Source organism: Caulobacter sp. AP07 (genome assembly GCF_000281955.1).
Lineage (GTDB): Bacteria > Pseudomonadota > Alphaproteobacteria > Caulobacterales > Caulobacteraceae > Caulobacter.
Genome location: NZ_AKKF01000203.1, coordinates 37,737 through 63,828 on the forward strand (window position 1 = coordinate 37,737; position 26,092 = coordinate 63,828).

The window sequence follows — 26,092 nt, forward strand, 5'->3', positions numbered from 1 at the left end:
AGGGAGGGGAGCACTGTCTAGACCGCCATCCGGTAGTGCGTCGCCAACCGCTGAAGCGCCAGCTTCAGCACCGTCTTTCCGGCCCGCCGGGGCAGGCCCAGCTCGCGCTCCGCCGCCTGCAGCGCCGTCTCGGCCAGGCACACACGCTCGAGAATCTCCCGCAGCCCCGGCCCCACGGCTGCCAGCGCCGCGGCGATGCGGTCCTTGGCCGCTCTCGCCCGCAGCGCCGGCTCCAGCCGCTCCCCGCCGCCGCCCGAGCGCGGTTGGGCGTCCCAGTTCATGGTCAGGCGGCCGACCGTCCCGGCCTTCTGGAAATCCTCGCGCAGCCGCTCGCCGGCCGCCGCCTCGACCGGCGCCAGGCCGCCCCGCCGGGCCAGCCAGGCCAGGGGCGACTCGCCCAGATTGGCCTTCAGCGCCACGGGGACGCCGCCGTCCTCCAGCACCAGCCGCTCGCCCTCGATCACCCCCGGCCGTCCCGGCGGCGGCGCTTCGGACGGCGCCCGCGCCAGACGCCATCCGCCCTCGCGCCGCAGGACCAGCCCCGGCTCGCGGGCCAGCGCCCGGAAGGCCGCCTCGTCCACGGTCAGCATGGCCCGATGGCGCGGCCCGAACCGGACCACATAGCCCAGGCCCTTGACTTCGATCAGCGCCCCCGGCCGTTGCAGCAGCCGCGCCGCCCGGCTCGCCAGGCGCTCGGCCTCCAGCGCCCGCTCGAAGACGCCGCTCATCGTCTCACCCCCAGGTCGGTCAGGCCGGGAAAGGTCTCGGGGGCCTGTTTCACGCAGGCCTCCAGCACGCTCATCCGGGCGTCGAAGGCGGCGTCCTCGCGCATGTCCTCGATGCGGTGGCAGGCATGGCCGCAGGTCGTGCGGTCGCGGTTGAAGGCGAAAGCCACCCGCAGCAGCGGCCAGTTGAAATTGACGTGGGCCAGGTAGATGGCGATCTGCCGGGCCCGGGCCGCCGCCTTGCTGGACCGGCCATGGCCGGCGATCTCGGCCGGCGAGACGCCCGTGGCCAGAGCCACGGTGTGGGTGACGAAGGCCGCGGCCAACCGGTCACGGCGCGGGTCGGGCGTGATCGCCCAGATATCCTCGAGAGCTTGAGCGATCATGCCACCCCCCAATGGTCGGCGTCCCAACGACGCCGCTGACATCAGCCTAGGCCGATATTCCTGGGTAGAGGATAACTTTCCTATTATGCGCGTCTAGTAGGAATATAAACCTTTGATTGTGCAGGGCGTGACCCCCGTCTATCCCCGCGTCCAAACGGGCATGGAGGCGGTGGGGATGATCGCGCCCTTGCAGGTCACCACCGCCGCCGCCAGCTGGTGGCCGCGCGCCACGGCGGTCTCGACGGGCAGTCCGGCCAGGCGCGAGGCCAGGTAGGCGGCGTTGAAGCTGTCGCCGGCGCCGGTGGTGTCCAGCGCCTTGACCCGTTGCGGGGCGGGGGTGGCGATGCGGCCGCCCAACCCCTGGAAGGGCGGCGTGTGGACATTGACCGCGTGGCTCTCGTCGCGCGCCACCACCTCGGCCCCGGCGGCGGCCCATTCGGCGGCCAGGTCCTCGGCCTCGCGGCCATAGAGCGGCCGGCTGTCCTCGCTGCTCAGCGAGATGTAGCGGCACGACGGCACGACGCCGTCCAGCGCCTCCCGCGCGGCCTGCGGGCTGGACCACAGGGCCGGGCGGTAGTTGAAGTCCAGGGCCACGGCCACGCCCAGCGAATGGACATAGGCCAGGATGTCCTTCAGCCGGGCCCGGCCGATGTCGCCGATCACCGCCAGGGTGACGCCCGACAGATAGACCAGGTCGCTGGCCTTGGCGGCGGCGATCAGCTGGTCGGCGGTGTGCTGCGAGAACAGGTCGCGGATCGGGGCCCGCTCGCGCCAATAGTGGAAGTGGCGCTCGCCGGCCTCGTCCAGCACGATGGCGTAGAGGCCGGGCAGGCGGTTCTCGACCTCGCGCACCAGGGCCGTGTCCAGCCCCTCGCGCCGCATCGCGGCCAGAGCGCCCTCGCTGAACGGGTCGCCCTGGCCCAGCGCCGTGCAGTAGGCCACCGCGTCGCCCAGCCGCGCCAGGTAGACGGCGGTGTTGAAGGTGTCGCCGGCATAGCCCATCCGATGCAGGCCCTCGCCCTCGGGCGACAGCTCGACCATGCATTCGCCCAGGACGGTGATGCGCGCCATGTGGTGAGTCCCCTGTTTATTTGGCGCGGTGATACCCCCCTCCGACCCTCCGGGCCACCTCCCCCAGAGGGGGAGGATCTACGCGGTGCAGATGCTCCCCCTCTGGGGGAGCTGTCGCGGAGCGACTGAGGGGGCCCTAACCCTCGAACCACAGCACCGGCTGGCGGATCGGATAGTTGCGGATGATCTCGTTCTCGATGGGGTCCGGGTCGAGCTTGCGCCAGATCGCCAGGTAGTCCGGCCGGTCCAGCGCCAGGCCGCCGAACAGCAGGCTGGGCTGGCGGACCGGCCAGCCGGCGAAGGCCTCGACGTCGGGCGGCCGGGTCCACGAGGCCTTGTCGGCGATGAACGGGGCCATGTAGGCCAGGGCGTCGGCGATCGAACCGCCGGCCTGGCCCTTGTAGCGCCAGAGGTCCTCGCCGGGCGTCGACAGCACGTGGGCGGAGGCGGCCAGCACGTCGAGATTGAACAGGCAGTAGCCGTAGGGCTTGGTCCGGGCCAGCTCCAGGGGCTGGGCGCCGTCGGGCGCGATCTGCCCCGGAATCAAGGTCTTCAGGCGACCGCGCGCCACGTCCATGACCGCGTGATCGTCGGTTAGCCGCGCGAACTCGCCGGCCTGCAGCGCCCAGCAGGTGCCGTGGTTATTCTTCTGGTCGCGCTCCTCGACGCCGTTGGGCGAGGTGGTCATCCAGGTCACATACTCGGCGAACCACGCGGCGACCGGGGCGTAGACCCCCTGCCCCGTCCGCCCGCCCCGCAGAACGCTGACGGCGCGCGCCACCTCCACCAGGTGCAGGGTGTCGATGACGCCGATCCCGCGCCCGGTGTTGACGCCGATGATCGCCTGGGCGTGGTCCAGGTTGGGGTTCATCCGCGTGGCGGGGGTGACGAACCAGGCCGCCAGGTGCGTCTCGGCGTGCTCGGCGTAACGCGCCTGGCCGGTGATCTTCCAGGCCGCGGCCAGGGCCGGCAGTTGCACGCCCAGGCGGATCACCGCCTCGCGGTGGGCGACGAACTTCTCCGGGTTGGAGAAGCCGTCGCGCCGGATGTAGGGCCCGGTCGGGTTGGCGGCGTCGGGCCACCAGTAGTCGGCCTCCGAATAGTAGTCGTTGCGCCCGGCGGGACTGCGCGGCGCGTCGAAGGCGGTGATGGTGACGGCGGGCTCGCCCAGATAGCGGTCGGCGGCGGCGAGCACCCGCACCCGGTCGATCGCCTTCAGGTCGATCGCCGGCCGGGCGGCCGCCTGGGCCGAAAAACCGGTCGCCGTCGCGACCAGGGCCGCGCCCGCGCAGAAATCCCGTCGGTTCATGTCGGATCGACCTCGCAGGCTTCGATGGAGGCGGATGTGACGCCGAAGCGGGCCGGCGCTCTACCCTTTTTTCCGCGCCGCGATCCAGGTGTCGATCTTGGCCTCCAGCACCGCCAGCGGCAGCGAGCCGTTCAGCAGCACCGCGTCGTGGAAGGCCCGCTCGTCGAACCTGTCGCCCAGGGCCGTCTCGGCCCGATGCCGCAGCTCCAGGAGCTTCAGCTCGCCGACCTTGTAGGCCAGGGCCTGGCCCGGCCAGGAGACGTAGCGCGCCAGCTCGACCTCGATATTGGTCGGCGACAGGGCGGTGTTGTCGGTGAAGCAGGCCCGGGCCTGGTCCATCGTCCAGTGCTTGGCGTGGAGGCCGGTGTCGGCCTCCAGCCGGCAGGCCCGCCACATCTCGTAGGACAGCCGCCCGAACAGCTCATAGGGGTCGCGATAGATGCCCATCTCCTCGCCCAGCCACTCCGAATACAGCCCCCAGCCCTCGCCATAGGCGTTGAAATAGACGCTCTTGCGGAAGTCCGGGACGCCGACCTGCTCCTGGGCCAGGGAGGTCTGGATGTGGTGGCCCGGCGCGCCCTCGTGCAGCACCAGGGCCGGCAGCTCGTACAGCGGCCGCTGGTCCAGCGCCGAGGTGTTGATCATCAGCCCGCCGGCCCGGCCGGTCTTGGGGTCGCCGCCGAAGTAGCGGCCGGTGGTGTAGCCCTGCTCGATGCTGGCCGGCACCGGCCGCACGCCGTAGGTCAGGCGCGGCAGGGTCCCGAAGTGCGCCGGCAGCTGGTCGTCGGCCCGCTTGGCGATCTCGCTGGCCTTTTCCAGCAGCTGCTGGCGGCTGGTGGCGTAGAAGCGCGGATCCTTGCGCAGGAAGGCGATGAAGGCCGGCAGGTCGCCCTGGAAGCCGGCCTGTTTCATCACGACCTCCATCCGCCCCCGGATGCGCGCCACCTCCGACAGGCCCAAAGCGTGGATCTGGTCCGGGGTCATGGTCGTGGTGGTGTGGCGGCGCACGAGGAAAGCGTAGTAGCGCCGGCCGTCGGGCAGGTCCGAGGCGGCCAGGCTCCTGGCGGCGTGCGGCAGGTATTCGGTTTCCAGGAAGGTCACGAAACTGGCCCGGGCCGGGGCGACCTTGTCGGCCAGCACCTTGGTCCCCTCGGCCAGCAGGGCGGCGCGGCGCTCGGCCGGGATGGCGACGGGAAGGTCGCGCAACGGGGCCAGCAGCGGCTCGTCGCCCACCGGCGTGGCCGCCGTGCGGCGGGCCCGGTCGAGCACCGCCTGGGCGGTCGGCGCGGCCTGGACGAAGCCGTCGGCCACCCCGCGACGGGCATTGGCGATGTTGGCCGCGTACCAGTCGCCCGTCTGGGCCAGCAGGCCGATCCAGGCCTTCGCCTCGGCCTCGCTCTTCAGGTGCATGCCGTTGGCGCGGTAGAGCAGGATGACGTCGAAGCCGCCGTCGGTGCTGAACGGCATCCGCGCCTCGTCGAACGACAGCCCCTCCAGCCGCTCGTCCAGGCTCCATTTGAGGATGGCGTGAGTCAGACGCTGGTCGGCGCTCAGGGCGGCCAGGTCGACGCCGTCCAGCGCCTGGCGCGCTGCCGTCAGCTGGACCTTGCGCGCGGCGTCGGCCTGGGGCCCGACCGGCGGGAAGCGGAAGCGCGAGGCCTCGTCCGCCCCGCCCTCGCCGTCATCCTCGCCCGCCCCGGACGCCTCATAGGCCTTGACCGCCTGGGCCAGCCGCCCCGAAGCACTCGTGGCGGCGACGCTGGGCGCGGCGGCGACGGCCGCGCCGTTCAACAGCATCGCCAGGGCCAGGCCCAGAAGGACGCGCTTGGACATCGGAAACTCCCCGCAGGTTCTAGGGCGGGGTTAGAGCAGGAATCGGAGCTCGGCCCAACTCGCGGCGCGCTCTTGCCGGGCGGCTGTCATTCGCAATGTCGGCAACGGGTGGCTAAGCGCCCTCGCCACCCAGCGGCTCAGCCGACCCGTCCGGGAGCACCTTCAACGTCTGGACGGCGTTGCCGCCAGGCCCACGACAAGCCTGCGACGAAGGCGAGCGCACGACAACGATACTGCGAGACACGTCCACAGAACTGCCGATCGGACAGCGATAGCTCCCCGCCACGACTTCACGACGCGACGTCCAGCTCCAGTGGTAGTTGGCAGCTTCCACAAGGTCCACGCTCGGGTCGATTCCGAGCCGCTTTAGAAGGTCGAATTTCTCCGACACCCAGGCAGGTGAAGCGGGGGCCTGCGGCCTACCGCAGCTAGCGACCGCCATAGCGGTCAGCGCAATAAGGGCGAGGCTCAGCTTCATGACCGCGAACTTGCGCCCTCAAGGTTGCGAGTCCGCTAAGGGGCGAAGGTCGACATGGACCCCGGCCCCGGAAGCGGACCTCCCCATCGGGCATGAGGGCTTGAGCGGCCCGCCCTAGAACGTCGTCCTGCACCCCTGCTTGGCGTGCACCCCGCGCAGGAAGCCGCGCCGGGCGTAGCCCGCGTCGAGCGCGGCGTTGAGGCGGCGGTCGGCCGGGGCCGCGCCGGTCAGTTCGCGCACGACGCCGCGGAACGGGATGATGGCGTTGATCACGCTCTTGCCGCCGGCCTCGGCCAGCTTGCCCGCCTTGTTCTCCCGGACCTCGTTGCCGACCTTGTAGTCCGGGCCCAGCACCAGGTTCAGGTCGGTGACCTCGGCCGCCAGCTGCTTGCAGGTCTTCAGGCCCTTGAGGCTGTAGGGGTCCTCTCGCGCCTTATCCAGGATCGGCGGAATCTCGCGCTTCATGACGCCGACGTCGCGCGCCGGCTGGGTGCCGATCTCGACGGACTTCTTGCGGGTTTCGGCCATCCACCCCTCGGCGGGTTTGTCCGGGTCGTCGGGCTTCTTGTCGGGGGTCTGGGCGGGGGGCGGAGCGCTCGCGGGCTTCTTGATCGGATACTGGGCCCGGTCCTGGGCCTGCGCCGCGCCCGTCAGGGCCAAGACCATCGCGATCATCGTCACGCCCACCACGCGGGTCCGCCCAAGGTCCATCTGTGTCATGTCGGCCCAGTCCCCGCGTATCACCCACCCCGCGCAGAGGATCGCCGATCAGGAACGGCGAGCCGCGTGCCGGGTTCCCGTAAAGCTACCAAGAGCCCACCGGATGCGTCACGCTTCAAATTCTGGGGAGAAAATTGGAGCGGGCGAAGAGATTCGAACTCTCGACCCCAACCTTGGCAAGGTTGTGCTCTACCACTGAGCTACGCCCGCATCCGGGATATTCTGGGTCTCGTTCCACCCCCCGAAAACCGGAGAATGGAGCGGGCGAAGAGATTCGAACTCTCGACCCCAACCTTGGCAAGGTTGTGCTCTACCACTGAGCTACGCCCGCATCGGCGAGGGCTGAAACAGCGCCCCGCGACGAGGAGGCGGCTTATGGCAGAGCGCCTTGCGGTTGGCAAGCGGTCTGAGGCGGGTTGCGGCGAGTCACTGTGGACAACGCGAAAGACGCGCGCCCCTCAGTCGGGGACAGGCCCATGGGCCTGTCCCCAGCCGCGCACGCGGGAGGAGGATCTTCTTCTTGCACAAGCCTGCGTTTTACCCGCTCATTCCTGCGGGCATTTCGGGGACTTGAGCGTTTTGCGTCTGTTCGTGTTCGGATTGGGTTATGTCGGCCAGGCCTTCGCCTCGGCCGTGATGCAGAGGGGCTGGACCGTCGCCGCCACGGCGCGCGACGCCGATCGCGCGGTCGCCCTGCGCGCCCTGGGGATCGAGGCGGTCGACGCCGACGACCGCGCAGCGATGACCGCCGCCCTGACCGGCGTCAACGCCGTGCTGATCACCGCCCCGCCCACCGCCGACGGCTGCCCGGGCCTGGAGGCGGTGATCCCCGCCCTGGCCGCCGCCCAGGCCTTTCCCGACTGGATCGGCTACCTGTCGACCACCGGCGTCTATGGCGACTTCGAAGGCCGCTGGGTGTTCGAGAGCAGCCCCCTCAAGGCCCAGTCGGTCGAGGGCGCGCGCCGGGTCGGGGCCGAGCGCGACTGGCGCCAGGTGGGACGCGGCATGGGCCTGACCGTCGCCACCTTCCGCCTGCCGGGCATCTACGGCCCCGGCCGCAGCGCCCTGGACCGTCTGCGGGCCGGCGAGGGCCGCCGCATCGTCAAGCCGGGCCAGGTGTTCAGCCGCATCCACCTGGACGACATCGTCTCGGGCCTGCTGGCCTCGCTGGACCAGCCCCGGGCCGGCGGCGTCTACAATCTGTGCGATGACGAGCCGGCCCCGCCGCAGGACGTCATGGAGCACGCCGCCGGCCTGCTGGGCGTGGCCGTGCCGCCCGACCTGCCGTTCAACGAACTGGGCCTGTCGCCCGCCACCCGCCGCTTCTACGCCGAGAACAAGCGCGTCTCGAACGCCCTGGCCAAGGCCGAGCTGGGCTGGCGGCCGAAGTATCCGACCTATCGCGAGGGGCTGGCGGCGATCCTCAAGGGCGGGGGTTAGGTGCGCTCATCCGGCTTTTCGGCTATCTTTGCTCCATGAAAGCCCGCCTCTCTCCCGCCGAGGTCGATGAAGCGCGCCGTCGGCGGTTGGGCGCCATGCGGTCGCAGGAGATCGAGGGCAATCCGCTGTCGCCGGAAGACGTCGCGATGTTCGAGATGTTCGAGCGCGAAGCCTGGCCCCACGATCGCCGCCTGGCCCATATTCTCGCGGCGGTGACGCCGCTGGCGGCGGAGTGAACGGACGAGACCCGTACCTCCACCCGACCCTGCCCATTCTTAGAAATAAACTTGGCATTTTTGACGCCGACCGGCTGGATCAGATCGAACGTCGCCTGGTGACGCAGCGCATCGCCGAAGGCGCGCCAACGGGTCGCTTCGACCTGGTCCACCTGCGCGCCATCCATCGCCATCTCTTCCAGGACATCTACGACTGGGCTGGCGAGATCAGGACCGTCGAGATCGCCAAGGAGGGTCATCAGTTTCAATTTCGTCGCTTCATCGCGGTCGGCGTGGCCGATATCCATCGGCGGCTTGTGGCGGCGGATTTCCTGCGCGGCCTGGAACGGCCGGCCTTCGCCGAGGCGGCCAGCGCGATCATCGGCGATCTGAACTACGTGCATCCGTTTCGGGACGGCAATGGCCGGACCCAGTTGCAGTATCTCGATGGATTGGCGCTACGGGCTGGGCATCCGCTCGATCTTTCACGGCTGTCTCCAACCGGCTGGCTGACGGCGTCACGCGCGGCGCACGATGGAGACTATCGGTTCATGGCCGAAGCAATCGCGCGCGCCGCGAGCGTCTAGAATACGGCCCTACTCCTCCTCCGCGCTCGCCCAGGGCGCCGGGGCCAGGGCCTCCAGGTTCGGCGCGCCACGAATCCGCGCGGCGCGGGCCAGGCGGCGGGCGACGAGGTCGCCCTCGCCGTCCAGTTCGACCAGGCTCCGCGCCTCGGCCACAGCCGCGACCAGCCGCTCCAGGTCCTGGGGCCGCGACAGCCGGTGGTCGCCGTCCTTGACCAGGGTGAAGACCACGTCGTCGGACGTGAGGGCGTTGGCCAGTTCCAGGGCGTGGGTCCACGGCACGTCGGGGTCGGCGCCGCCCTGCAGGACCCGCACCGGCGCGTCGATCGGCACGGGCCCCGGCAGGATCGACCAGCGGGCCCCGTCCTCCAGCAGTTCGCGCGTGATCGCGTAGCCGCCGTCGTCATACTCGGACGGCCGGGTCCAGAACCCGTCGCGGGCGATGGCGGCCCGGGCCGCGTCGGAGAGTTCGGGCTCCATCAGCTTCTCGGTGAAGTCCGGGGCGGGCGCGACCAGCACCAGGGCCTTGACCCGGTCGGGCCGGGCGATGGCGGCCAGGCAGGCCAGCCAGCCGCCCATCGACGAGCCGACCAGCACCAGCGGCCCTTCGGTCAGTTCGTCGATCACCGCCAGGGCGTCCTCGCGCCAGCGGCTGATCGTGCCTTCGGCGAAGTCGCCGTCCGACTCGCCGTGGCCGAAATAGTCGAAGCGCAGATAGCCGCCGCCGGTCGCCTGGGCCTGATCGGCCAGGACCTGGGCCTTGGTCCCGGCCATGTCCGAGTGGAATCCGCCCAGCCACACAACGGTGGGTTGGGTTCCGGAGACCACGCGAAACGCCAGCCGCCGATTGTCGCTACGAACCAGGTATTCGGGGGAATCGGTCATGGCGCGGCCTCGTTCATTTCGGTAACTACGACCCCCTAACCTGGTTAGAGCAACGCGTGTCCATTCTTCCCGACGATTTCACGCTTCTGCAGGTGACCCCCGAGCTTGAAACGGGCGGAGCCGAGCAGACGACGATCGACGTGGCTCACGGCGTGATCGCCGAGGGCGGCAAGGCCCTGGTCGCCACCAAGGGCGGCCGCATGGCCGCGCGGCTGGAAGCCGACGGCGGCCGCCTGGCCCAGATGCCGGCCCAGAGCAAGAACCCGCTGATCATGCTGGGCAACGCCGCCCGGCTGGTCGACCTGATCCGCCGCGAGAAGGTCAGCCTGGTCCACGCCCGTTCGCGCGCCCCCGCCTTCAGCGCCCTGTGGGCGGCGCACGCCACCAGGACGCCGTTCGTGGCCACCTATCACGGGGTCTACAACGCCAAGTCCAACCTCAAGCGCTGGTACAACGCGGTGATGACCAAGGGCGACCTGGTGATCGCCAATTCCGAGTTCACCCGCGCCCACGTCATCGCCGAACATGGCATTTCGCCCGACAAGGTGGTGGCCATCCCGCGCGGCGTTGACCTGACCCGTTTCGAGCCCGGCCTGGTCTCGGCCGAACGAGTCAAGGCGTTGCGCGACGCCTGGGGCGTGTCGTCCGAGGACCGCCGCCTGAAGGTGCTGCTGGCCGGGCGGCTGACCCGCTGGAAGGGCCAGGCCCTGGTCATCGAGGCCATGGCCCGGCTGAAGGCGGTCGACGACGCCCGCATCCTGCTGCTGCTGGTCGGCGACGACCAGGGCCGCAAGGCCTATCGCGCCGAGCTGGAGCGGATGATCGCCCAGGCGGGGCTGGAGGACAGCGTCAAGCTGGTCGGCCATTGCGACGACATGCCGGCCGCCTATCTGGTCGCTGACATCGCCATCGCCCCCTCGCTGGAGCCCGAGGCCTTCGGCCGCACGGCGGTCGAGCCGCAGGTGATGGGCAAGCCCGTCCTGGCCGCCGACCACGGCGCGGCGCGCGAGACCGTGCTCAACGGCGACACCGGCTGGCTGGTCAAGCCGGGCGACCCCGAAGCCTGGGCCGAGGCGCTGTCCAACGCCTGCGAGGCGGGCGCGGCGCGCCGCCAGGTGATGGGCATGGCGGCGCGGGCTCGGGCCCGCAAATTGTATTCGGTTGACGCGATGGTCGAAGCAACGCTCAAGGTCTACGCACGCGTTCTGGAGACGAAGAGTTGAGCAAGGAAATCAAGAAGGTCCTGGTGATCAAGCTGGGCGCCCTCGGCGATTTCGTTCTGGCCCTGGCCGCGATGAAGAAGATTCGCGAAGCCCATCCGCGCGCCAAGATCACCCTGCTGACCACCCCGCCCTTCGAGGCCCTGGCCAAGCTGTCGCCCTATTTCAACACCGTCGAGACCGACGGCCGGCCGGGCGACTTCGGCGACCTGACCGCCATGCTCGGCCGGCTGCGCAAGGCGCGCTACGATCGGGTCTACGACCTGCAGACCAACAGCCGCACCAACTGGTACTTCCAGGCCCTGCGGCCGTTCCCGCCGCAGTGGTCGGGCATCGCCGCCGGCTGCGCCCTGCCCCAACGCGGCAAGGCCCGGCTGCACATGCACACCCTGGAGCGCCAGGCCGACCAGCTGAAGCAGGCCGGCATCTGGCCCGACGCGCCTACCGAGCCCGGCAGCGCCCCGCCGCCGGACCTGTCGTGGATCCTGCGCCGCACCAAGGAGGCCCGGCCGGTGGCCGGCGCCACCGCCAGCAAGCCCTACGTGCTGCTGGTGCCCGGCGGTTCGGCCCACCGGCCCGAAAAGCGCTGGCCGGTCGAGAGCTACGCCCAGCTGGCCGCGCTTCTGAAGGCGCGCGGGCTGGACATCGTGGTCATCGGCGGCCCGCAGGAAAGCGCCATGGCCCGCCAGATCCAGAAGGCCGTCGGCCAGGCCCGCGACCTGACCGGCCGCACCGACTTCGCCCAACTGGCCGTGCTGGGCGCCAAAGCCGCCCTGGTGGTCGGCAACGACACCGGCCCGACCCACCTGCTGGCGGCGGCCGGAGCCCCGACCATCGCGCTGTTCTCCGACGCCTCGGACCCCGAGCTGTGCGGCCCGCGCGGCCATGTGGCGGTGATCCGCTCGCCGGACCTCAAGGCCCTGCCGGTCAGCACCGTGGCCAGCGCGGCGATCTCGTTGCTGCCGCGCTGAGGCGGCCGTCCTAAAAGTACGTCCCTCCCCTTCATGGGGAGGGTGGCCTCCGAAGGAGGTCGGGTGGGGCCTGCTGCGTCAAACGCCCTGCGCCGATCCCCCACCCGTCGGCTTCGCCGCCACCCTCCCCGCAAGGGGGAGGGACAGGGCTCTCAAGCGTTAAACCTCAATACCCCTCGTACCGCCCGGGCTTGTGGTTGGCGATGATCACCACGCTGAGCGCCACGGCCGAGAGGATCGACAGCAGCAGCTTGTCCCAGTCGATCACCGCGAAGGCCGCGATCACCACCAGGCAGTCGGCGGCCATCTGCACCTTGCCGGCGCTGATCCCCCGCCGCTCCTGCAGATAGAGCGCCAGCACCCCCACGCCGCCGACGCTGGACTTGTGCCGGGCCAGGGCCAGGATCCCCATGCCGATGATCGTGCCGCCGAACACCGCGGCGAACACCGGGTCGACGCCCGTCACCTTCAGCCAGTGCGGCATGCCCCAGGCCAGGGCCATCAGCAGCAGGTTGGTGACCAGGGTCTTGCCGGTGAACACCCAGCCCAGGGTGCGCTGGGCCAGCACGTAGAACGGGATGTTCAGCAGGAAGAACACCACCCCGACCGGCCAGTGGGTCAGGTAGGAGACGATCAGCGCCACCCCGGCCACGCCCCCGGTCACCAGGCCGGCGGCCTTCAGCAGGGTCAGGCCCACGGCGATGAAACTGGTCCCGATCAGCAGGGCGTGGACGTCTTCGATGGGCGTGTGGCGGGCGGCGGACATGACGGGATAAATGGATCGCGACTGGAGAGGGAGGCCGGCCCACGCCGAACGTTTCGCTCCCCGGCCCCGCCTCCGGCGCGCCCTTGCCGTAATAAGGCGGGCGTCTGGTGCGCATGCGCCTTGATAGCGCGGGACTCCTTCGTCATATATCAATGCGCGAACGCGGTGTCCCCTGGGCGCCGCGCGAACTCATTCAACGATACGCTCCCGGATCAACAGGTCCGGGCGCAAAAGCCCTTAAACAATACCGGAGCCGCCCTATTCGCCGTCCTATGCAAACGCCGCCCGTCAAGGATGGTCCGCGTATCAACGATGACATCCGCGTCCCTCGCGTCCTGCTGATCGACCAGAATGGCGAGAAGCAAGGCGAGATGCCGATTTCCGCCGCCCTCGAAGCGGCCGAGGAAGCAGGCCTGGACCTGGTCGAGATCGTTCCCAACGCGAACCCTCCCGTCTGCAAGATCCTGGACTACGGCAAGTTCAAGTTCCAGGAGCAGAAGAAGAAGAACGAGGCCCGCAAGCGGCAGAAGATCGTCGAGCTCAAGGAAATCAAGCTCCGCCCCAACATCGACATTCACGACTACGACGTGAAGGCCAAGTCGATGACGCGGTTCTTCGAGGAGGGCGACAAGGTCAAGGTGACCCTGCGCTTCCGCGGCCGTGAAATGGCGCACCCCGAGCTGGGCATGAAGCTGCTGCTGAAGGTCAAGGCCGACTTCGACGAAATCGCCAAGGTCGAGTACGAGCCGCGCATGGAAGGCCGCCAGATGATCATGATCCTGGCCCCGCGCTAGACTCGGGCTTTCAAGCCACGACATGCAGAACGCCCCGGCCCCGCGCCGGGGCGTTTTTCTTTGCGGCGGAACGGATGTCACGAGCGCCGGGGCCGGCTCGTCCTATCTAAGCCCTGCCGCCCTCCCCGGCGGCGCGACAAGAACAGGACGTCCCATGACCTCGCCCCCCGCCCGCGCGCCGGCCTTCGCCCTGCGCAACCCGCCGGGCCTCTATGACCCGGCTCCCAACGGCTATTCCCACCTCGGCGTCGTCGCGCCGGGCGCCCGGCTGGTCTTCGTGGCGGGCCAGGGCGGCGAGACGCGGGACGGCGCCCTGGTCGCCGACTTCGCCGCCCAGGTGGAACAGGCCCTGGCCAACCTCGAGACCGCCCTGGCCGACGCCGGCGCGACCCTGGCCGACGTGGTCAAGCTGACGGTGCTGATCGTCGACCACGACCACGATCGCCTGGCGATCTTCGGCGAGCGCCTGGCCCGCGCCCTGGCGGGCGCGCCGGCCCCGACCTGCACCCTGATCCCCGTTCCACGCCTGGCCCTGGACGGGATGCTGTTCGAGATCGAGGCCACCGCCGCGGTCCACGCCTAGGGCCCCGGCCCCGCGCCCGCGACTTCCACGACCACCGAAAGCTCGACACACAGCCAAGCTTTGCTAGTCTGACGCCAGCTTCGGGGGAGTTGGCGCGTGTTTCTACGTTGGATGGCGGCGACGGCGGTTTGCCTCGCCGTGGCCGGGGCGGCCGTCGCCGCCGAACCCAAGGCGGCCGCCCCGCCCCTCTCGCTGTATGGCGGCCTGCCGAGCCTGGAGCAGGTCGAAATCTCGCCGGACGGCAAGCTTCTCGCCATCGCCGTCACCGACGGCGAAAAGCGGATGATGCTGATCCGCGAGGCGACCGAGGGCGGCAAGCTGCTCTCGGCCATGAACTTCGGCGACAGCAAGCTGCGGGGCCTGCAATGGGCCGGGACCGAGCACGTGCTGATCACCACCTCGAGCGCCAGCCAGGTCTGGGGCCTGTCCGGTCCCAAGCGCGAATACCTGATGGGCTTCGACTTCAACCTGGTCACCCGCAAGCAGACCATGCTGATGAATGGCCAGGAAGACGCGATGAACATCGTCCTGGAGTCGCCGGACGTGCGGTTCATCGACGGCGTGCCCTACGCCTTCGTCGAGGGGATACACTTCTACGACGGCAGCGGCTGGAACACGCTCTACCGGATCAACCTGAAGACCGGCGTCACCCGGATGCTGAGCACCGGCGGCTCTGCCGACACCGACGACTGGCTGGTCTCGCCTGAAGGCCAGCCGCTGGCGCAGTCGCTCTACGACCAGAAACTCGGCGCCTGGAGCCTGAAGATCAAGAATCCGAACGGCGGCTGGACGACGGTCGAGAAAGCCGTCTCGAAGATGGGCTCCTACGGCGTGCGCGGCATGGGCCGCGACGGCAAGTCCGTGCTGGTCTGGATGCGCGACGAAGACGGCTCCAAGCCCCTGCTGCGCGAATACACGCCGGACGGCGCCCATGTCGTGGTGCCGGGCAGCGAGGCCTATGACAGCGCCATCATGGCGCCGGACGGTTCGCGGATGATCGGGGCCTTCAGCCTGGTCGGCGACGAGCGCCGCTACACCTTCTTCGACACCAAGGCCCAGGCCAGCTGGAACGCCGTGCTCAAGGCGTTCCCCGGCGACCAGGTGTCGCTGGCCTCGTGGTCGGACGACCGGCGCAAGATCGTGGTCCAGGTCGACTCGCCGACCCTGGGTCCGGCCTACGCCCTGGTCGATCTCGACGCCAAGAGCGCGCGCTGGCTGGGCGATATCTACCAGAACCTCAAGCCCGAGCACGTCTCGGAGATCAAGCCGATCAGCTACAAGGCCGCCGACGGCCTGAAGATCACCGGCTACCTCACCCTGCCGCGCGGCCGGGACGCCAAGGACCTGCCGCTGGTGGTGCTGCCGCACGGCGGTCCGGAAGGCCGCGACACCCTGGGCTTCGACTGGTGGAGCCAGGCCCTGGCCTCGCGCGGCTACGCGGTGCTGCAGCCCAATTTCCGCGGCTCCGAGGGCTTCGGCGACGACTTCGTCGAGGCCGGCTACGGCCAGTGGGGCAAGCTGATGCAGACCGACCTGTCGGACGGCGTGCGCCACCTGGCCAAGCAGGGCGTGATCGATCCCAAGCGCGTCTGCATCGTCGGCGGCAGCTATGGCGGGTACGCCGCCCTGGCCGGGGCGACGATGGATCGCGGCGTCTATCGCTGCGCCGCCTCGATCGCCGGTCCGGCCGACCTGCGGCGCATGCTGATCGACAGCAACCAGCGCTTCGGCTCGGGCCAGAACTCGGCCCTGCGCTACTGGCTGCAATTCATGGGCGCCGACGGGGTCAAGGACCCCGACCTGGCCGCCATCTCGCCGGCCAGGATGGCCGACAGGGTCGAGATCCCCGTGCTGCTGATCCATGGCAAGGACGACACCGTCGTTCCCTATGTCCAGAGCACGATCATGGCCGACGCCATGAAGAAGGCCGGCAAGCCGGTCGAACTGGTCACCCTGAACGGCGAGGACCACTGGCTGTCGCGCGGCGCCACCCGGCTGCAGATGCTGACCGCGGTGGTCGACTTCCTGGAGAAAAACAACCCGCCGCGGTAAGGCCGACGACGATCGGGGACACACGCGCGCTCACAGGCTCGCGCCTCGAAACCCACGGCCTTGCCGCGCGTGTGTGTCCCAGCCCCGCCGCCTGAAATTTCAGATAGCGGTCGCCAGACCGGCCGATCCGGCGTAAACCGCCCGGCCTGATGACCACGCTTTCCACGACAGCCGCCCCCACGTCCTCGCAGAGTCCGGACGCCAGTCCGCGCGCCCTCTATGTCCTGCTCCTGGTGGTGTTCATCAACCTGGTGGGCTTTGGGCTGGTCATCCCGCTGTTGCCCTTTTACGCCAAGTCGCTGAGCGCCAGCCCGTGGCAGGTGACGGCGCTGTTCTCGGCCTATTCGCTGGGCCAGTTCGTCGCCGAGCCGTTCTGGGGGCGCCTGTCCGACCGCATCGGCCGGCGGCCGGTGCTGATCGTCACCATCCTGGCCAACACCCTCTGCTATGTCGCCCTGGCCTTCGCCCCCAGCATCGGCTGGGCGTTCGCGATCCGCCTGGTCAGCGGCTGCGCCACCGGCAACATCTCGACCATCCAGGGCTACATGGCCGACGTCACCCCGCCGGAAAAGCGGGCCGGGCGCATGGGCCTGCTGGGCGCGGCCTTCGGCATGGGCTTCGTGGTCGGCCCCACCCTGGGCGGCCTGCTGCCTGGCCTGGCCAAGGTCTTCGGCCATTCCGAAAGCGGCCGCCTGGCCTTCCAGATCCCGCTGCTGACCGCCGCCGTCCTGGCGGCGGTCGCCGCCCTGGGGGTCTTCCTGTTCGTGGTCGAGAGCCGCGCCCCCAGCGCCAAGGACGCCCCCCGACCGCACCGCCGCGAGGCCCTGCAGGCCGCCGTCGCCCACCCGGTGCTGTCGCGGGTCATGCTGGTCACCCTGATCTCGACCGCCGCCTTCGCCGGCATGGAGGCGGTCTTCGGCCTGTGGACCCAGGCCCGGTTCGACTGGGGTCCACGGCAGGTCGGGCTGTGCTTCGCGGTGATCGGCGTCATCGCCTCGGTCGGCCAGGGCCTGGTCACCGGCCGGCTGGCGCGGCGGTTCGGCGAGGCCAAGGTGCTGACCGCCGGCCTGGGGATCATCGCCCTGAGCCTGGCCGTGACGCCGTTCGTCCCGACCGCCGCCTTCGTACCGGTGGTGGTGGGCTTCACCGCGTTCGGCCAGTCGCTGGTCTTCCCCTGCATCGCCGCCCTGATCTCGCGCGCCACCCCACCCGACAAGCAGGGCGCCATGCTGGGCCTGAACATGGCCGCCGGCTCGCTGGCCCGCATGGCCGGCCCGATGCTGGCCGGGCCGCTGTTCGGCCTGGCGATCGGCGGCCCCTACTGGTTCGGCGCATTGCTGATGATCCCGGCCATCGCCTTCGCCCTGACGATCGAGCACCGCGCCAAGGCGACAGCCTAAGCTCGACAGCTTCGCCGTGCAGCGCTAACGCTTGCGACATTGAGTTGGGGGTTTGCATGTTGAAGTTGTTCGCCGGCGCCGCGATGGCCGCGCTGGCTTGCGTCGGGGCCGCGTCAGCCGGTTCGCTTGACGCTTATGGCCGCCTGCCGGCCATTTCCGACGTCGAGATCTCGAGCGACGGCGCCAATCTGGCCTATATCGCCCACGACGGCGGCACGAGCCGGGTGATCATCCAGCCGCTGAACGGCGGCGAAATCCAGAGCGTCGACTTCGGCAAGGTCAAGATGCGGGGGGTCAGTTGGCCCGATCCCGGCCACGTGCTGGCCGAGGTGTCACGCACCGCCGCCATCGAGGATGTGACCTATGTCGGCGAGCAGTTCCAGGCGACCAGCATCAACGTCAAGACCGGCGCCCAGGTCCAGATTCCCAAGCGATCCTACGAGACGATCAACAACGTCCTGAGCTCCGACCCGGTCGGCGGCGTCGTGAACGGCAAGCCGACGATCTTCACCCAGTTCTATGCGGGTGAGGAGGCCGAGTCCCGGCAGGCTGGACGTTTTGACCTCTATCGCGTCGATCCGGACACCGGCATCGCCGCCATGGTGCAGATGGGCGACTTCAAGACCGGCGACTACCTGTTCAAGACCGACGGCACGGTGATCGCCCGTACCCGCTACGACCGCGAGAACGCGCGCTGGTCGATGGAATTGCGCAAGGACGGCAAGTGGGTGGACGCCTATGTCGTCACGGCGACGGTCGACGGGCCGGACATGGAAGGCCTTTCACTCGACGAAAAATCGGTGGTGATGTCCATTCGCGACGAAAAGACCGGCGGATATCAGCTGGCCAACATCTCCATCGCCGACGGCAAGCTGGGCGAATTCTACGGCCCCAACGGACCGTTCGACGTCGTGATGGACGACGCCAATCACGTCGTCGGCACGGTCACGAACGCGGGTTACAAGCAGTATCAGTTTGACGAACCCCGGCTTGCCGCCGCCTGGTCGATGATCGCGGGCGTCTTCCCCGGCCGACAACTGGCCCTGCAGTCGCACACGCCCGACTATTCGAAAATCGTGATCTATGTTGAAGGAACGGGCGAACCGGGCGGGTACTATCTTCTTGACCTGGCGGCCAAGAAGCTCAGCAAGGTCGGGTCGGCCTACCCCGCGCTGTCCCCCGCCGATGTCGCCGAAGTGCGAGCGATCAAGTATTCCGCCGCCGACGGCCTGACGATCCAGGGCTACCTCACCCTCCCGCCAGGCAAGGCCGCCAAGAACCTGCCCCTGATCGTCATGCCGCATGGCGGACCGGAATCCCGCGACGAAGCCGGCTTCGACTGGTGGGCCCAAGCCCTGGCGTCGCGCGGCTATGCCGTGCTGCAGCCCAACTTCCGCGGTTCGACCGGCTATGGCGAAAGCTTCATTCGCGCCGGCGACGGCGAGTGGGGCGGCAAGATGCAGACCGATCTGTCGGACGGCGTCCGCTTCCTGGCCAAACAGGGCGTCGTCGATCCCAAGCGCGTCTGCATCACGGGCGCCAGCTACGGCGGCTATGCGGCGCTGGCCGGAATCACCCTCGACAAGGGCGTCTACCGTTGCGCGGTGTCCGTGGCCGGCATCGGCGACGTGCGCGAGATGATCAATTTCAAGATGCTGCGCTATAAGGAGGAAAGCCCGACGATCCGCTACTACAAGCGTATCTTCGGCGTCACCTCGACCTCCGACCCCAAGCTGGACGCCCGCTCTCCGGCCCGCCATGCAGCCGAGGCCGATGGCCCCGTGCTGCTGATCCACGGCAAGGACGACACCGTGGTGCAGTACAGCCAGAGCACCGACATGCGCAACGCCCTGGAACGGGCCAAGAAGCCGGTGGAGTTCGTCAACCTGGGCGCCGAAGACCACTGGCTTTCCCGCGAGGCCACCCGTCAGCAGATGTTGGCGGCGACCGTCGCCTTCCTGGAAAAGAACAACCCGCCGAACTAGCGATCGCCGGACCCGTCAGAGGGGCGGAGACGGCGCTTGCCTTCTTCGCCCCTTTCCCGTACTAACCCCGCCTTTCCGGAACCGCCTGGCTAATGGCATGCCATGGCGGTTCGTCATGCTTCTAGAGGACGGGGCGGTTAAACGCTCCGACGCGAAATGCCTAAGTTGAAGACCAAGTCGGGCGCCAAGAAGCGCTTCAAGATCACGGCCACGGGCCTGCTGAAAGCCGGCGTCGCCGGCAAGCGTCACCGTCTGATCGGCCACAACGGCAAGTACATCCGCCAAAACCGCGGCACGAAGGTCATGAGCGAATCCGACGCCAAGACCATCCGTTCGTACCTGCCCTACGGCCTTTAAGAGGAGCGCTGACACATGGCTCGCGTCAAACGGGGCGTCACCGCCCACGCCAAGCACAAGAAGGTTCTTGAGCAGGCGAAAGGCTTCTACGGCCGCCGCAAGAACACCATCCGCACCGCCAAGGCCGCCGTCGACAAGGCCGGCCAGTACGCGTACCGCGACCGCAAGGTGCGCAAGCGCGCCTTCCGCTCGCTGTGGATCCAACGCATCAACGCCGGCGCCCGCATCGAGGGCTTCACCTACTCGCAGTTTATCCACGGCCTGGACGTGGCGGGTATCGTGATCGACCGCAAGGTCCTCTCGGATATCGCGGGTCAAGACCCCGCCGCGTTCAAGGCCATTGCTGACAAGGTCCGCACCGCCCTGGCCGCCTAAGGTCTTTTTCGGGTCCGTCCCGATTGCGATCTGGAAAAGCCCTCCGGTGCGAGCCGGAGGGCTTTTTGCTGCGCGCTCCCCTACTCCCCACCCCACGAATGCTCTAGACGGAACCCCGTCATGACCGATCTCACCACTCTCGAAGCCGACGTGCTGGCGCAAGTCGCCGCCGCCGGCGACCTCGCCGCCCTCGACGCCGTGCGCGTCTCCGCCCTGGGCAAGACCGGCTCGATCTCGGGCCTGCTCAAGACCCTGGGCGCCATGAGCCCCGACGAGCGCAAGGAACGGGGCGCGGCGATCAACGTGCTGCGCGACCGCGCGCAGACGGCGCTGAACGACAAGAAGGCCGCGCTGGAAACCGCAGCCCTCGACGCGCGCCTGGCCAGCGAGACCCTGGACCTCACCTTGCCGGCCCCCTATCGCCGCAAGGGCAGCGTCCACCCCACCATGCAGACCATGGACGAAATGGTCGCCATCTTCGCCGAGATGGGCTTCGCCGTGGCCGAGGGCCCGGACATCGAGGACGACTTCCACAACTTCACGGCCCTGAACTTCCCGCCCAAGCACCCGGCGCGGGAGATGCACGACACCTTCTTCTTCAATCCCAAGGAAGACGGCGAGCGCATGCTGCTGCGCACCCACACCAGCCCGGTGCAGGTGCGGACCATGCTGTCGCAGAAGCCGCCGATCCGCATCATCGCCCCTGGCCGCACCTACCGCATGGACAGCGACGCCACCCACACGCCGATGTTCCACCAGGTCGAGGGCCTGGTGATCGACAAGGGCATCCACATGGGCCACCTGAAGTGGACCCTGGAGACCTTCTTGGCGCGGTTCTTCGAGTCCGACACGGTGACCACCCAGTTCCGGCCGCACCACTTCCCGTTCACCGAGCCCTCGGCCGAGACGGACGTCCAGTGCGACCGCAGCGGCGGCGAGATCAAGATCGGCCAGGGCACCAGCTGGCTGGAGATCCTGGGCTGCGGCATGGTGCATCCCAACGTCCTGCGGGCCTGCGGCATCGACCCGGACGAGTACCAGGGCTTCGCCTTCGGCATGGGCGTCGACCGACTGGGGATGCTGAAATACGGCATGCCCGACCTGCGCGACATGTTCGCCTCGGACGGCCGCTGGCTGGCCCACTACGGGTTCAGCGCCTTCGCGGCGCCGAACGCGGCGAGCGGCTTGAGCTGATGCAAGACGAGTCCAGTCACGACTGGATCAAGTTTGGCGATGGCCAGGCGAACGTGGCGGTCACCCTGACCGAGACGGTCGGATACGGCTGGCCCGCCCTTGCCCGGATCACTCTCGACACGATCATGGTCGAACGCCAACCGACACTCATGAACGTGGCTGACTTCGTCAAAGCCGCTGAGAAAATGCATAGCGACCTTGCGGGAGAGGCCAAACTGGAATCGCTCGAGGGCGATTTCGATTTGAAATTGAGCGCCAATTCCCTGGGTCGCATCGCGATCGAAGTCACCGCCCATAAATGGGCGGGAAATTCATTCGAGTACGACTTCCGCGGCAAGTTCGAAGTTGACCAGTCTTATCTGCCCTCGCTTATCCACGGCTTGAGGGCCCAGTTGAAAAATCGAGCTTCAACATGAAATTCACCCTCTCCTGGCTCAAGGACCACCTCGACACCGAGGCGTCCGCCACCGAAGTCGTCGCCGCCATGACCATGGCCGGCCTCGAGGTCGAACACGTCACCGATCCGGCGACCAAGCTGGCGGCCTTCACGGTCGCCAAGGTGGTTTCGGCCGAGCCGCACCCCAACGCCGACCGCCTGCGGGTCTGCCAGGTCGACACCGTCGACGGCCGCAAGGAGATCGTCTGCGGCGCGCCCAACGCCCGCGCCGGCCTGACCACCGTCTACGCCCCGATCGGCGCCTATGTGCCGGGCCTCGGTGTCACCCTGGTCGAGAAGCCGGTGCGCGGCGTGGTGTCCAACGGCATGCTGTGCTCGGGCTCCGAGCTGGAGGCCGACGACGGCGCCGAGGGCATCCTGGAACTGTCGGACGACCTGGCGGTCGGGACCCCGGCGTCGCAGGCCCTGGGCCTGGAAGCCGTCATCGACTTCGAGGTCACCCCCAACCGCCCCGACTGGCTGGGCGTGGCCGGCATCGCCCGCGACCTGGCCGCGGCCGGGGTGGGAACGCTGAAGGACCCGTCGATCGCCCCCGTGCCGGGGACCTTCCCTTGCCCGATCGCCATCACGGTCGACGGCGACGCCTGCCCGGTGTTCAGCGGCCGCTTCATCCGCGGCGTCAAGAACGGCCCGTCGCCCAAATGGCTGGCCGACCGCCTGAAGGCCATCGGCCTGCGCCCGATCAACACCCTGGTCGATATCACCAACCTGATCACCTACGACCGGGCTCGGCCGCTGCACGTCTATGACGCCGCCAAGCTGGTCGGCGCGACGATCACCGCGCGCCTGGGTCACCACGGCGTCCACGGCGACGAGCACCTGATCGCCCTGGACGGCAAGACCTACGAGGCGACCCCGGAGATGTCGGTGATCTCCGACGCCGATGGCGAGCGCCCGATCGGCCTGGGCGGCGTCATGGGCGGCGAAAGCACCGGCTGCTCGGACGCCACCGTCGATGTGTTCCTCGAAAGCGCCTGGTTCGACCCGATCCGCACGGCCCAGACCGGCCGCGTGACGGGCATCAACAGCGACGCCCAGTATCGCTTCGCCCGCACGGTCGACACCGGCTCGCTGGTCCCCGGCCTGGAGCTGGCGACCAGGCTGATCCTGGAGCTGTGCGGCGGCGAGCCGTCGGACGTCGTCGTGGCCGGCCAGGCCCCGGCCGCGCCGGGTCCGATCCTGTTCGACCCGGCCTATGTGAAGGCGCTGTCGGGCCTGGACATCGCCCCCGAGCGCTCGCTGAAGATCCTGGCCGACCTGGGCTTCGCCATCGCGCCGCCGCAGGGCCTGCCGGCCGCCGAGTTCGCCACCCATGTCGAGAGCGTGGTCAGCGTCACCCCGCCGACCTTCCGCCGCGACGTCGACGGCAAGGCCGACCTGGTCGAGGAAGTGGCCCGCATCGCCGGCTACGCCGCTCTGCCCTCCACGCCGCTGCCGGAGGTCGCCCGCGCCGTGGGCGGCGTCCTGACCCCGCGCCAGGCCCGAGCCCGCGTCGCCCGCCGCGCCCTGGCGGCGGCCGGCTATAACGAGGTGGTCAGCTGGAGCTTCACCAGCACTGGCGCCGCGACCCTGTTCGGCGGCGGCGCGGCCGAGCTGGTCCTGGCCAATCCGATCGCCTCGGACCTGGACTGCATGCGGCCGTCGATCCTGCCCAACCTGATCGAGGCGGCCGGCCGCAACGCCCGCCGGGGCTTCCCGGACGTGGCCCTGTTCGAGATCGGCCCGGTGTTCCACGGCGACCGTCCGCAGGACCAGAAGACCACCATCGCCGCCGTCCTGGCCCCGCACGCGCCGCGCGGCTGGGACAAGGCGCCGGCCGAAGACCTGTTCTCGGTGAAGGCCGACCTGATCGCCCTGCTCGAGGAGCTGGGCGCGCCGGTGGCCTCGCTGCAGACCGCCCAGGGCTCGGCCTCGTCCTGGTGGCATCCGGGCCGCTCGGCGCGCCTGCAGCTGGGCCCCAAGGCGGTGCTGGCCGAGTTCGGCGAACTGCACCCGGCGGTGCTCAAGGCCCTGGACGTGGCCGGCCCGATCTACGGCTTCGAAATCGTCCTGGAGGCGATCCCCGAGCCGAAGAAGAAGGCCGTCAAGACCAAGCCGGCCTTCGCGCCTTCGCCGCTGATGCCCCTGACCCGCGACTTCGCCTTCGTGACCGACAAGGCCAAGCCCGCCGGCGACCTGGTCAAGGCCGCGGCCGGCGCCGACAAGGCGTTGATCACGGCGGCCCGGGTGTTCGACGTCTACGAGGGCCCCGGCGTGCCGGACGGCGCCAAGTCGATCGCCCTTGAGGTGGTGGTGCAGCCGCGCGACAAAACCCTGACCGAAGCCGAGATCGAGGCCCTGTCGGCCAAGGTCGTGGCGGCGGTCGAGAAGGCGGGCGGCAAGCTCAGGTCGTAGGGTCGACACTTGCCCCCACCTGGCGACTGCGTCGCCTGTCCGCCCCCATAGGGGGCGGAGTTCGCGCGCTTAGGCTCCGCCCCCCTATGGGGGCGGACAGACCGCGAAGCGGTCAGGTGGGGGCAAGTGCGCCGCGCTCGAACGCCGCCGCACAATCCTTGCGCAGGCCGCGTCATTCGTCGCGCTTTCACGGCAAAGCCTTGCGCATCGCCCATGCCCACGCTACCTCTAGAGCCGCACACGGAGTCACCCCGCCTAAATGCAATCGCATCTGGCCATGACCGTTCTGATCGCGACCAGCATGACCGCTGGCGTCGCGATCGCGTGCGCGCGCACCATTATGATGCAGGCCAAGATTAAAACCGTTCGTATTCGGACGGGGCAGCACAGGCGCGCGGACTAGCCGCACCAACGCCGAAGATCGCAAGATCCGCAAAGCCCCGCTTCCGAAAGGAGCGGGGTTTTTGCTGTGCGGTCATCGGTCCTTCCCTTCAAATCCAAGGACCTTGAAACCATGAGCTACCTGCCTTCCCCACCCGCCTTCAATTCCGACCACGAAGGCGTCACCGTCCACCAGCTGCTGCTGGCCGCCCGGGATGCGCCCTCGGCGCTGGAAGCCGTCCGCCAGGGCCTGGCCGACAGCGGCGCCGAGCTGTGCGCCCTGTCGATGAAGCCGGTCGGCCAGATCGTCGAGGGATCCCTGCGCGTCCGTCACCTGAGCGACCAGGCCGCCCGCCTGCTGGCCCGCGACCTGGCCGCCTGGCCGGGCGTCACCTCGGCCAGCGTCGAGCATCAGTGGGTGCGGCCATGAGCGAGCGAAAACCGGAGGAAGACAAACTCCGCCTGTTCCTGGTGATCGCCGACGACACGCCCGACGCCCTGATGCGGGTGCTGGGCGTGGCCAGCGTGCAGCAGACCCGCCTGCGCTCGCTGACCGCCCGGCCGGACGGGGCCGGCCTGAGCATCCGCATGGAGATCGACGACCAGGGCGACGACCGCGCCCAGTTCCTGGCCACGCGGCTGGCGGCGGCCCCGTCGGTGCGCAGCGTGGGGTTCGGCTGGCGATAGGGTGTAACCTTTCGCCGGCGCCGTCCGTATCCACGAGTACGCCTTAGGAGTCTCCGATGATCCGCCGCCTGCTCGTCCTGCTCGCCGTCCTGTTCCTGCCCGCCGCCGCCCTCGCGGCCACGCCCAAGCCGGCGCCCCAGACCGCCGTGTTCGCGGGCGGCTGCTTCTGGTGCATGGAGAACGACATGCGCGGCATCCCCGGCGTGCTGAAGGTGGAGTCCGGCTACACCGGCGGCCACGTCGACCGCCCCAGCTATCGCGACGTCACCAGCGAGACCAGCGGCCACTACGAGGCGGTGCGCGTCACCTACGACCCCGGCAAGCTCGACTACGGCTTCCTGCTCTACAAGTACTGGAAGCTGGTCGACCCCACCGACGACGGCGGCCAGTTCTGCGACCGCGGCCCGTCCTACCGCCCGGCGGTGTTCGTCACCCCGGCCCAGCGCCCGATCGCCGACAAGTCCCGCGCCGAGGCCGCCAAGCGCCTGAAGACCGGGACGATGAAGGCCCAGATCCTCGACCTGAAGACCTTCTGGCCGGCCGAGGCCTACCACCGCGACTACGCCAAGAACCATTCGATCGAGTACCACGCCTACCGCATGGGCTGCGGCCGCGACCTGCGGCTGAAGCAGGTGTGGGGAAACTGATCCCCCACGCGCCGCGCGCGACTGGACAACCTATGGGCAAGGCGTAATCTCCCCTTTTCCTTAGCGCGTATCTCCAGGGGGGGAGGGTTCGCATGGGCGGTCCATGGGCACGTCTGGTTCCGGCGCTGCTGGGCGTCGCGTTGGCGTTTTCCGCTGTTTCGAGCCACGCCCAGATGGCGCCCG

27 protein-coding genes and 2 tRNA genes are annotated in these 26,092 nt (G+C 69.2%); 19 read left to right on the forward strand and 10 right to left on the reverse strand.

Going from position 1 to position 26,092, the window contains the following annotated elements:
- Nucleotides 1–17 precede the first annotated feature (17 nt).
- The 8 genes from PMI01_RS17990 to PMI01_RS18025 all read right to left on the reverse strand — a co-directional run bounded on the left by PMI01_RS17990 (nucleotide 18) and on the right by PMI01_RS18025 (nucleotide 6,853).
- On the reverse strand, nucleotides 18–728 hold the full coding sequence (locus PMI01_RS17990; RefSeq protein WP_007672088.1) for a DUF6456 domain-containing protein: 711 nt from the start codon (nucleotides 726–728) through the stop codon (nucleotides 18–20).
- Nucleotides 725–1,111 carry a helix-turn-helix domain-containing protein gene (locus PMI01_RS17995; protein WP_007672089.1) on the reverse strand — a complete coding sequence of 129 codons (387 nt, stop codon included), beginning with the start codon at nucleotides 1,109–1,111 and terminating at the stop codon, nucleotides 725–727. Before PMI01_RS17995 ends, PMI01_RS17990 begins: the two co-directional genes overlap by 4 nt.
- A 138-nt stretch (nucleotides 1,112–1,249) precedes the next feature.
- Complete coding sequence (locus PMI01_RS18000; RefSeq protein ID WP_007672090.1) at nucleotides 1,250–2,182, reverse strand: sugar kinase; 933 nt, start codon at nucleotides 2,180–2,182, stop codon at nucleotides 1,250–1,252.
- A 136-nt stretch (nucleotides 2,183–2,318) separates the two neighbouring features.
- Nucleotides 2,319–3,491: an alginate lyase family protein gene (locus tag PMI01_RS18005; protein WP_007672092.1), complete on the reverse strand. Its 1,173-nt coding sequence runs from the start codon at nucleotides 3,489–3,491 to the stop codon at nucleotides 2,319–2,321.
- 60 nt (nucleotides 3,492–3,551) lie between these two features.
- On the reverse strand, nucleotides 3,552–5,324 hold the full coding sequence (locus PMI01_RS18010; RefSeq protein WP_007672094.1) for a DUF885 domain-containing protein: 1,773 nt from the start codon (nucleotides 5,322–5,324) through the stop codon (nucleotides 3,552–3,554).
- 592 nt (nucleotides 5,325–5,916) lie between these two features.
- Nucleotides 5,917–6,522: a hypothetical protein gene (locus tag PMI01_RS18015; RefSeq protein ID WP_007672095.1), complete on the reverse strand. Its 606-nt coding sequence runs from the start codon at nucleotides 6,520–6,522 to the stop codon at nucleotides 5,917–5,919.
- Nucleotides 6,523–6,657: 135 nt separating this feature from the next.
- Nucleotides 6,658–6,732, reverse strand: a tRNA-Gly gene (locus tag PMI01_RS18020).
- 46 nt (nucleotides 6,733–6,778) lie between these two features.
- Nucleotides 6,779–6,853: transfer RNA gene (locus PMI01_RS18025), tRNA-Gly, on the reverse strand.
- A 248-nt stretch (nucleotides 6,854–7,101) separates the two neighbouring features.
- Between PMI01_RS18025 and PMI01_RS18030 the strand changes: the two genes are divergently transcribed.
- The 3 genes from PMI01_RS18030 to PMI01_RS18035 are packed head-to-tail and all read left to right on the forward strand — an operon-like array spanning nucleotide 7,102 to nucleotide 8,764.
- Nucleotides 7,102–7,962, forward strand: a complete 861-nt coding sequence (locus PMI01_RS18030) for an SDR family oxidoreductase (protein WP_007672101.1) — start codon at nucleotides 7,102–7,104, stop codon at nucleotides 7,960–7,962.
- A gap of 35 nt (nucleotides 7,963–7,997) precedes the next feature.
- Nucleotides 7,998–8,198: a hypothetical protein gene (locus tag PMI01_RS27200; protein WP_157223809.1), complete on the forward strand. Its 201-nt coding sequence runs from the start codon at nucleotides 7,998–8,000 to the stop codon at nucleotides 8,196–8,198.
- Nucleotides 8,195–8,764, forward strand: a complete 570-nt coding sequence (locus PMI01_RS18035; RefSeq protein WP_007672106.1) for a Fic/DOC family protein — start codon at nucleotides 8,195–8,197, stop codon at nucleotides 8,762–8,764. The genes PMI01_RS27200 and PMI01_RS18035 overlap by 4 nt, the downstream gene beginning before the upstream one ends.
- Before the next feature lie 9 nt (nucleotides 8,765–8,773).
- Here the strand turns inward: PMI01_RS18035 and PMI01_RS18040 are convergent, their stop codons facing one another.
- Nucleotides 8,774–9,646 (reverse strand): alpha/beta fold hydrolase, encoded by an 873-nt coding sequence (locus tag PMI01_RS18040; protein WP_007672109.1) that lies wholly within the window; start codon nucleotides 9,644–9,646, stop codon nucleotides 8,774–8,776.
- Between the two features lie 56 nt (nucleotides 9,647–9,702).
- Between PMI01_RS18040 and PMI01_RS18045 the strand changes: the two genes are divergently transcribed.
- Together PMI01_RS18045 and PMI01_RS18050 are read left to right on the forward strand one after the other, a co-directional pair.
- Nucleotides 9,703–10,869, forward strand: coding sequence for a glycosyltransferase family 4 protein (locus PMI01_RS18045; RefSeq protein ID WP_007672111.1), 1,167 nt, complete (start codon nucleotides 9,703–9,705; stop codon nucleotides 10,867–10,869).
- Entirely contained in the window at nucleotides 10,866–11,837 is a 972-nt protein-coding gene (locus PMI01_RS18050; protein WP_007672113.1) for a glycosyltransferase family 9 protein, read from the forward strand. The genes PMI01_RS18045 and PMI01_RS18050 overlap by 4 nt, the downstream gene beginning before the upstream one ends.
- A 166-nt stretch (nucleotides 11,838–12,003) precedes the next feature.
- Here the strand turns inward: PMI01_RS18050 and PMI01_RS18055 are convergent, their stop codons facing one another.
- Entirely contained in the window at nucleotides 12,004–12,603 is a 600-nt protein-coding gene (locus PMI01_RS18055) for a YitT family protein (protein WP_007672116.1), read from the reverse strand.
- A gap of 272 nt (nucleotides 12,604–12,875) precedes the next feature.
- On the opposite strand from PMI01_RS18055, the gene infC reads away from it, so the two are divergent.
- From infC to msrA, 14 genes are all read left to right on the forward strand, one after another.
- On the forward strand, nucleotides 12,876–13,397 hold the full coding sequence (gene infC / locus PMI01_RS18060) for a translation initiation factor IF-3 (RefSeq protein ID WP_007672122.1): 522 nt from the start codon (nucleotides 12,876–12,878) through the stop codon (nucleotides 13,395–13,397).
- Nucleotides 13,398–13,551: 154 nt separating this feature from the next.
- Entirely contained in the window at nucleotides 13,552–13,980 is a 429-nt protein-coding gene (locus PMI01_RS18065) for a RidA family protein (protein WP_007672125.1), read from the forward strand.
- Between the two features lie 111 nt (nucleotides 13,981–14,091).
- The gene (locus tag PMI01_RS18070) at nucleotides 14,092–16,032 is read left to right on the forward strand and encodes an alpha/beta hydrolase family protein (RefSeq protein WP_035037016.1); all 1,941 of its coding nucleotides are present in this window, start codon (nucleotides 14,092–14,094) and stop codon (nucleotides 16,030–16,032) included.
- Nucleotides 16,033–16,181: 149 nt separating this feature from the next.
- Entirely contained in the window at nucleotides 16,182–17,432 is a 1,251-nt protein-coding gene (locus tag PMI01_RS18075) for an MFS transporter (RefSeq protein ID WP_007672132.1), read from the forward strand.
- A 56-nt stretch (nucleotides 17,433–17,488) separates the two neighbouring features.
- Nucleotides 17,489–19,417, forward strand: a complete 1,929-nt coding sequence (locus PMI01_RS18080) for a S9 family peptidase (RefSeq protein WP_007672140.1) — start codon at nucleotides 17,489–17,491, stop codon at nucleotides 19,415–19,417.
- 156 nt (nucleotides 19,418–19,573) lie between these two features.
- Nucleotides 19,574–19,774 (forward strand): 50S ribosomal protein L35, encoded by a 201-nt coding sequence (gene rpmI, locus PMI01_RS18085; protein ID WP_007672148.1) that lies wholly within the window; start codon nucleotides 19,574–19,576, stop codon nucleotides 19,772–19,774.
- A gap of 15 nt (nucleotides 19,775–19,789) precedes the next feature.
- The gene (rplT, locus tag PMI01_RS18090) at nucleotides 19,790–20,149 is read left to right on the forward strand and encodes a 50S ribosomal protein L20 (RefSeq protein ID WP_007672150.1); all 360 of its coding nucleotides are present in this window, start codon (nucleotides 19,790–19,792) and stop codon (nucleotides 20,147–20,149) included.
- Between the two features lie 120 nt (nucleotides 20,150–20,269).
- Complete coding sequence (pheS, locus tag PMI01_RS18095) at nucleotides 20,270–21,343, forward strand: phenylalanine--tRNA ligase subunit alpha (RefSeq protein ID WP_007672153.1); 1,074 nt, start codon at nucleotides 20,270–20,272, stop codon at nucleotides 21,341–21,343.
- A complete protein-coding gene (locus PMI01_RS18100) occupies nucleotides 21,343–21,759 on the forward strand; it encodes a WapI family immunity protein (RefSeq protein WP_007672155.1) in 417 nt (138 codons plus the stop codon). The genes pheS and PMI01_RS18100 overlap by 1 nt, the downstream gene beginning before the upstream one ends.
- A complete protein-coding gene (pheT, locus tag PMI01_RS18105) occupies nucleotides 21,756–24,194 on the forward strand; it encodes a phenylalanine--tRNA ligase subunit beta (protein WP_007672156.1) in 2,439 nt (812 codons plus the stop codon). Before PMI01_RS18100 ends, pheT begins: the two co-directional genes overlap by 4 nt.
- 259 nt (nucleotides 24,195–24,453) lie before the next feature.
- Complete coding sequence (locus tag PMI01_RS27205) at nucleotides 24,454–24,597, forward strand: hypothetical protein (RefSeq protein ID WP_157223810.1); 144 nt, start codon at nucleotides 24,454–24,456, stop codon at nucleotides 24,595–24,597.
- 111 nt (nucleotides 24,598–24,708) lie between these two features.
- Nucleotides 24,709–25,005 (forward strand): hypothetical protein, encoded by a 297-nt coding sequence (locus PMI01_RS18110; RefSeq protein ID WP_007672158.1) that lies wholly within the window; start codon nucleotides 24,709–24,711, stop codon nucleotides 25,003–25,005.
- Nucleotides 25,002–25,262, forward strand: coding sequence for a hypothetical protein (locus PMI01_RS18115; RefSeq protein WP_007672160.1), 261 nt, complete (start codon nucleotides 25,002–25,004; stop codon nucleotides 25,260–25,262). The genes PMI01_RS18110 and PMI01_RS18115 overlap by 4 nt, the downstream gene beginning before the upstream one ends.
- Nucleotides 25,263–25,321: 59 nt before the next feature.
- Nucleotides 25,322–25,909 carry a peptide-methionine (S)-S-oxide reductase MsrA gene (gene msrA, locus PMI01_RS18120; protein WP_035037031.1) on the forward strand — a complete coding sequence of 196 codons (588 nt, stop codon included), beginning with the start codon at nucleotides 25,322–25,324 and terminating at the stop codon, nucleotides 25,907–25,909.
- Nucleotides 25,910–26,092: the final 183 nt, after the last annotated feature.

Coding starts and splice junctions, on each gene's coding strand:
- PMI01_RS18115 (WP_007672160.1), top strand. CDS start 25,002: ATGAGCGAGCGAAAACCGGAGGAAGACAAACTCCGCCTGTTCCTGGTG.
- PMI01_RS18100 (WP_007672155.1), top strand. CDS start 21,343: ATGCAAGACGAGTCCAGTCACGACTGGATCAAGTTTGGCGATGGCCAG.
- PMI01_RS18015 (WP_007672095.1), bottom strand. CDS start 6,522: ATGACACAGATGGACCTTGGGCGGACCCGCGTGGTGGGCGTGACGATG.
- rplT (WP_007672150.1), top strand. CDS start 19,790: ATGGCTCGCGTCAAACGGGGCGTCACCGCCCACGCCAAGCACAAGAAG.
- PMI01_RS18005 (WP_007672092.1), bottom strand. CDS start 3,491: ATGAACCGACGGGATTTCTGCGCGGGCGCGGCCCTGGTCGCGACGGCG.
- rpmI (WP_007672148.1), top strand. CDS start 19,574: ATGCCTAAGTTGAAGACCAAGTCGGGCGCCAAGAAGCGCTTCAAGATC.
- PMI01_RS18075 (WP_007672132.1), top strand. CDS start 16,182: ATGACCACGCTTTCCACGACAGCCGCCCCCACGTCCTCGCAGAGTCCG.
- pheT (WP_007672156.1), top strand. CDS start 21,756: ATGAAATTCACCCTCTCCTGGCTCAAGGACCACCTCGACACCGAGGCG.
- PMI01_RS18065 (WP_007672125.1), top strand. CDS start 13,552: ATGACCTCGCCCCCCGCCCGCGCGCCGGCCTTCGCCCTGCGCAACCCG.
- PMI01_RS17995 (WP_007672089.1), bottom strand. CDS start 1,111: ATGATCGCTCAAGCTCTCGAGGATATCTGGGCGATCACGCCCGACCCG.
- PMI01_RS18080 (WP_007672140.1), top strand. CDS start 17,489: ATGTTGAAGTTGTTCGCCGGCGCCGCGATGGCCGCGCTGGCTTGCGTC.
- PMI01_RS18010 (WP_007672094.1), bottom strand. CDS start 5,324: ATGTCCAAGCGCGTCCTTCTGGGCCTGGCCCTGGCGATGCTGTTGAAC.
- PMI01_RS18040 (WP_007672109.1), bottom strand. CDS start 9,646: ATGACCGATTCCCCCGAATACCTGGTTCGTAGCGACAATCGGCGGCTG.
- infC (WP_007672122.1), top strand. CDS start 12,876: ATGCAAACGCCGCCCGTCAAGGATGGTCCGCGTATCAACGATGACATC.
- PMI01_RS18055 (WP_007672116.1), bottom strand. CDS start 12,603: ATGTCCGCCGCCCGCCACACGCCCATCGAAGACGTCCACGCCCTGCTG.
- PMI01_RS18110 (WP_007672158.1), top strand. CDS start 24,709: ATGAGCTACCTGCCTTCCCCACCCGCCTTCAATTCCGACCACGAAGGC.
- PMI01_RS17990 (WP_007672088.1), bottom strand. CDS start 728: ATGAGCGGCGTCTTCGAGCGGGCGCTGGAGGCCGAGCGCCTGGCGAGC.
- PMI01_RS18070 (WP_035037016.1), top strand. CDS start 14,092: ATGGCGGCGACGGCGGTTTGCCTCGCCGTGGCCGGGGCGGCCGTCGCC.
- pheS (WP_007672153.1), top strand. CDS start 20,270: ATGACCGATCTCACCACTCTCGAAGCCGACGTGCTGGCGCAAGTCGCC.
- PMI01_RS18000 (WP_007672090.1), bottom strand. CDS start 2,182: ATGGCGCGCATCACCGTCCTGGGCGAATGCATGGTCGAGCTGTCGCCC.
- PMI01_RS27200 (WP_157223809.1), top strand. CDS start 7,998: ATGAAAGCCCGCCTCTCTCCCGCCGAGGTCGATGAAGCGCGCCGTCGG.
- PMI01_RS27205 (WP_157223810.1), top strand. CDS start 24,454: ATGCAATCGCATCTGGCCATGACCGTTCTGATCGCGACCAGCATGACC.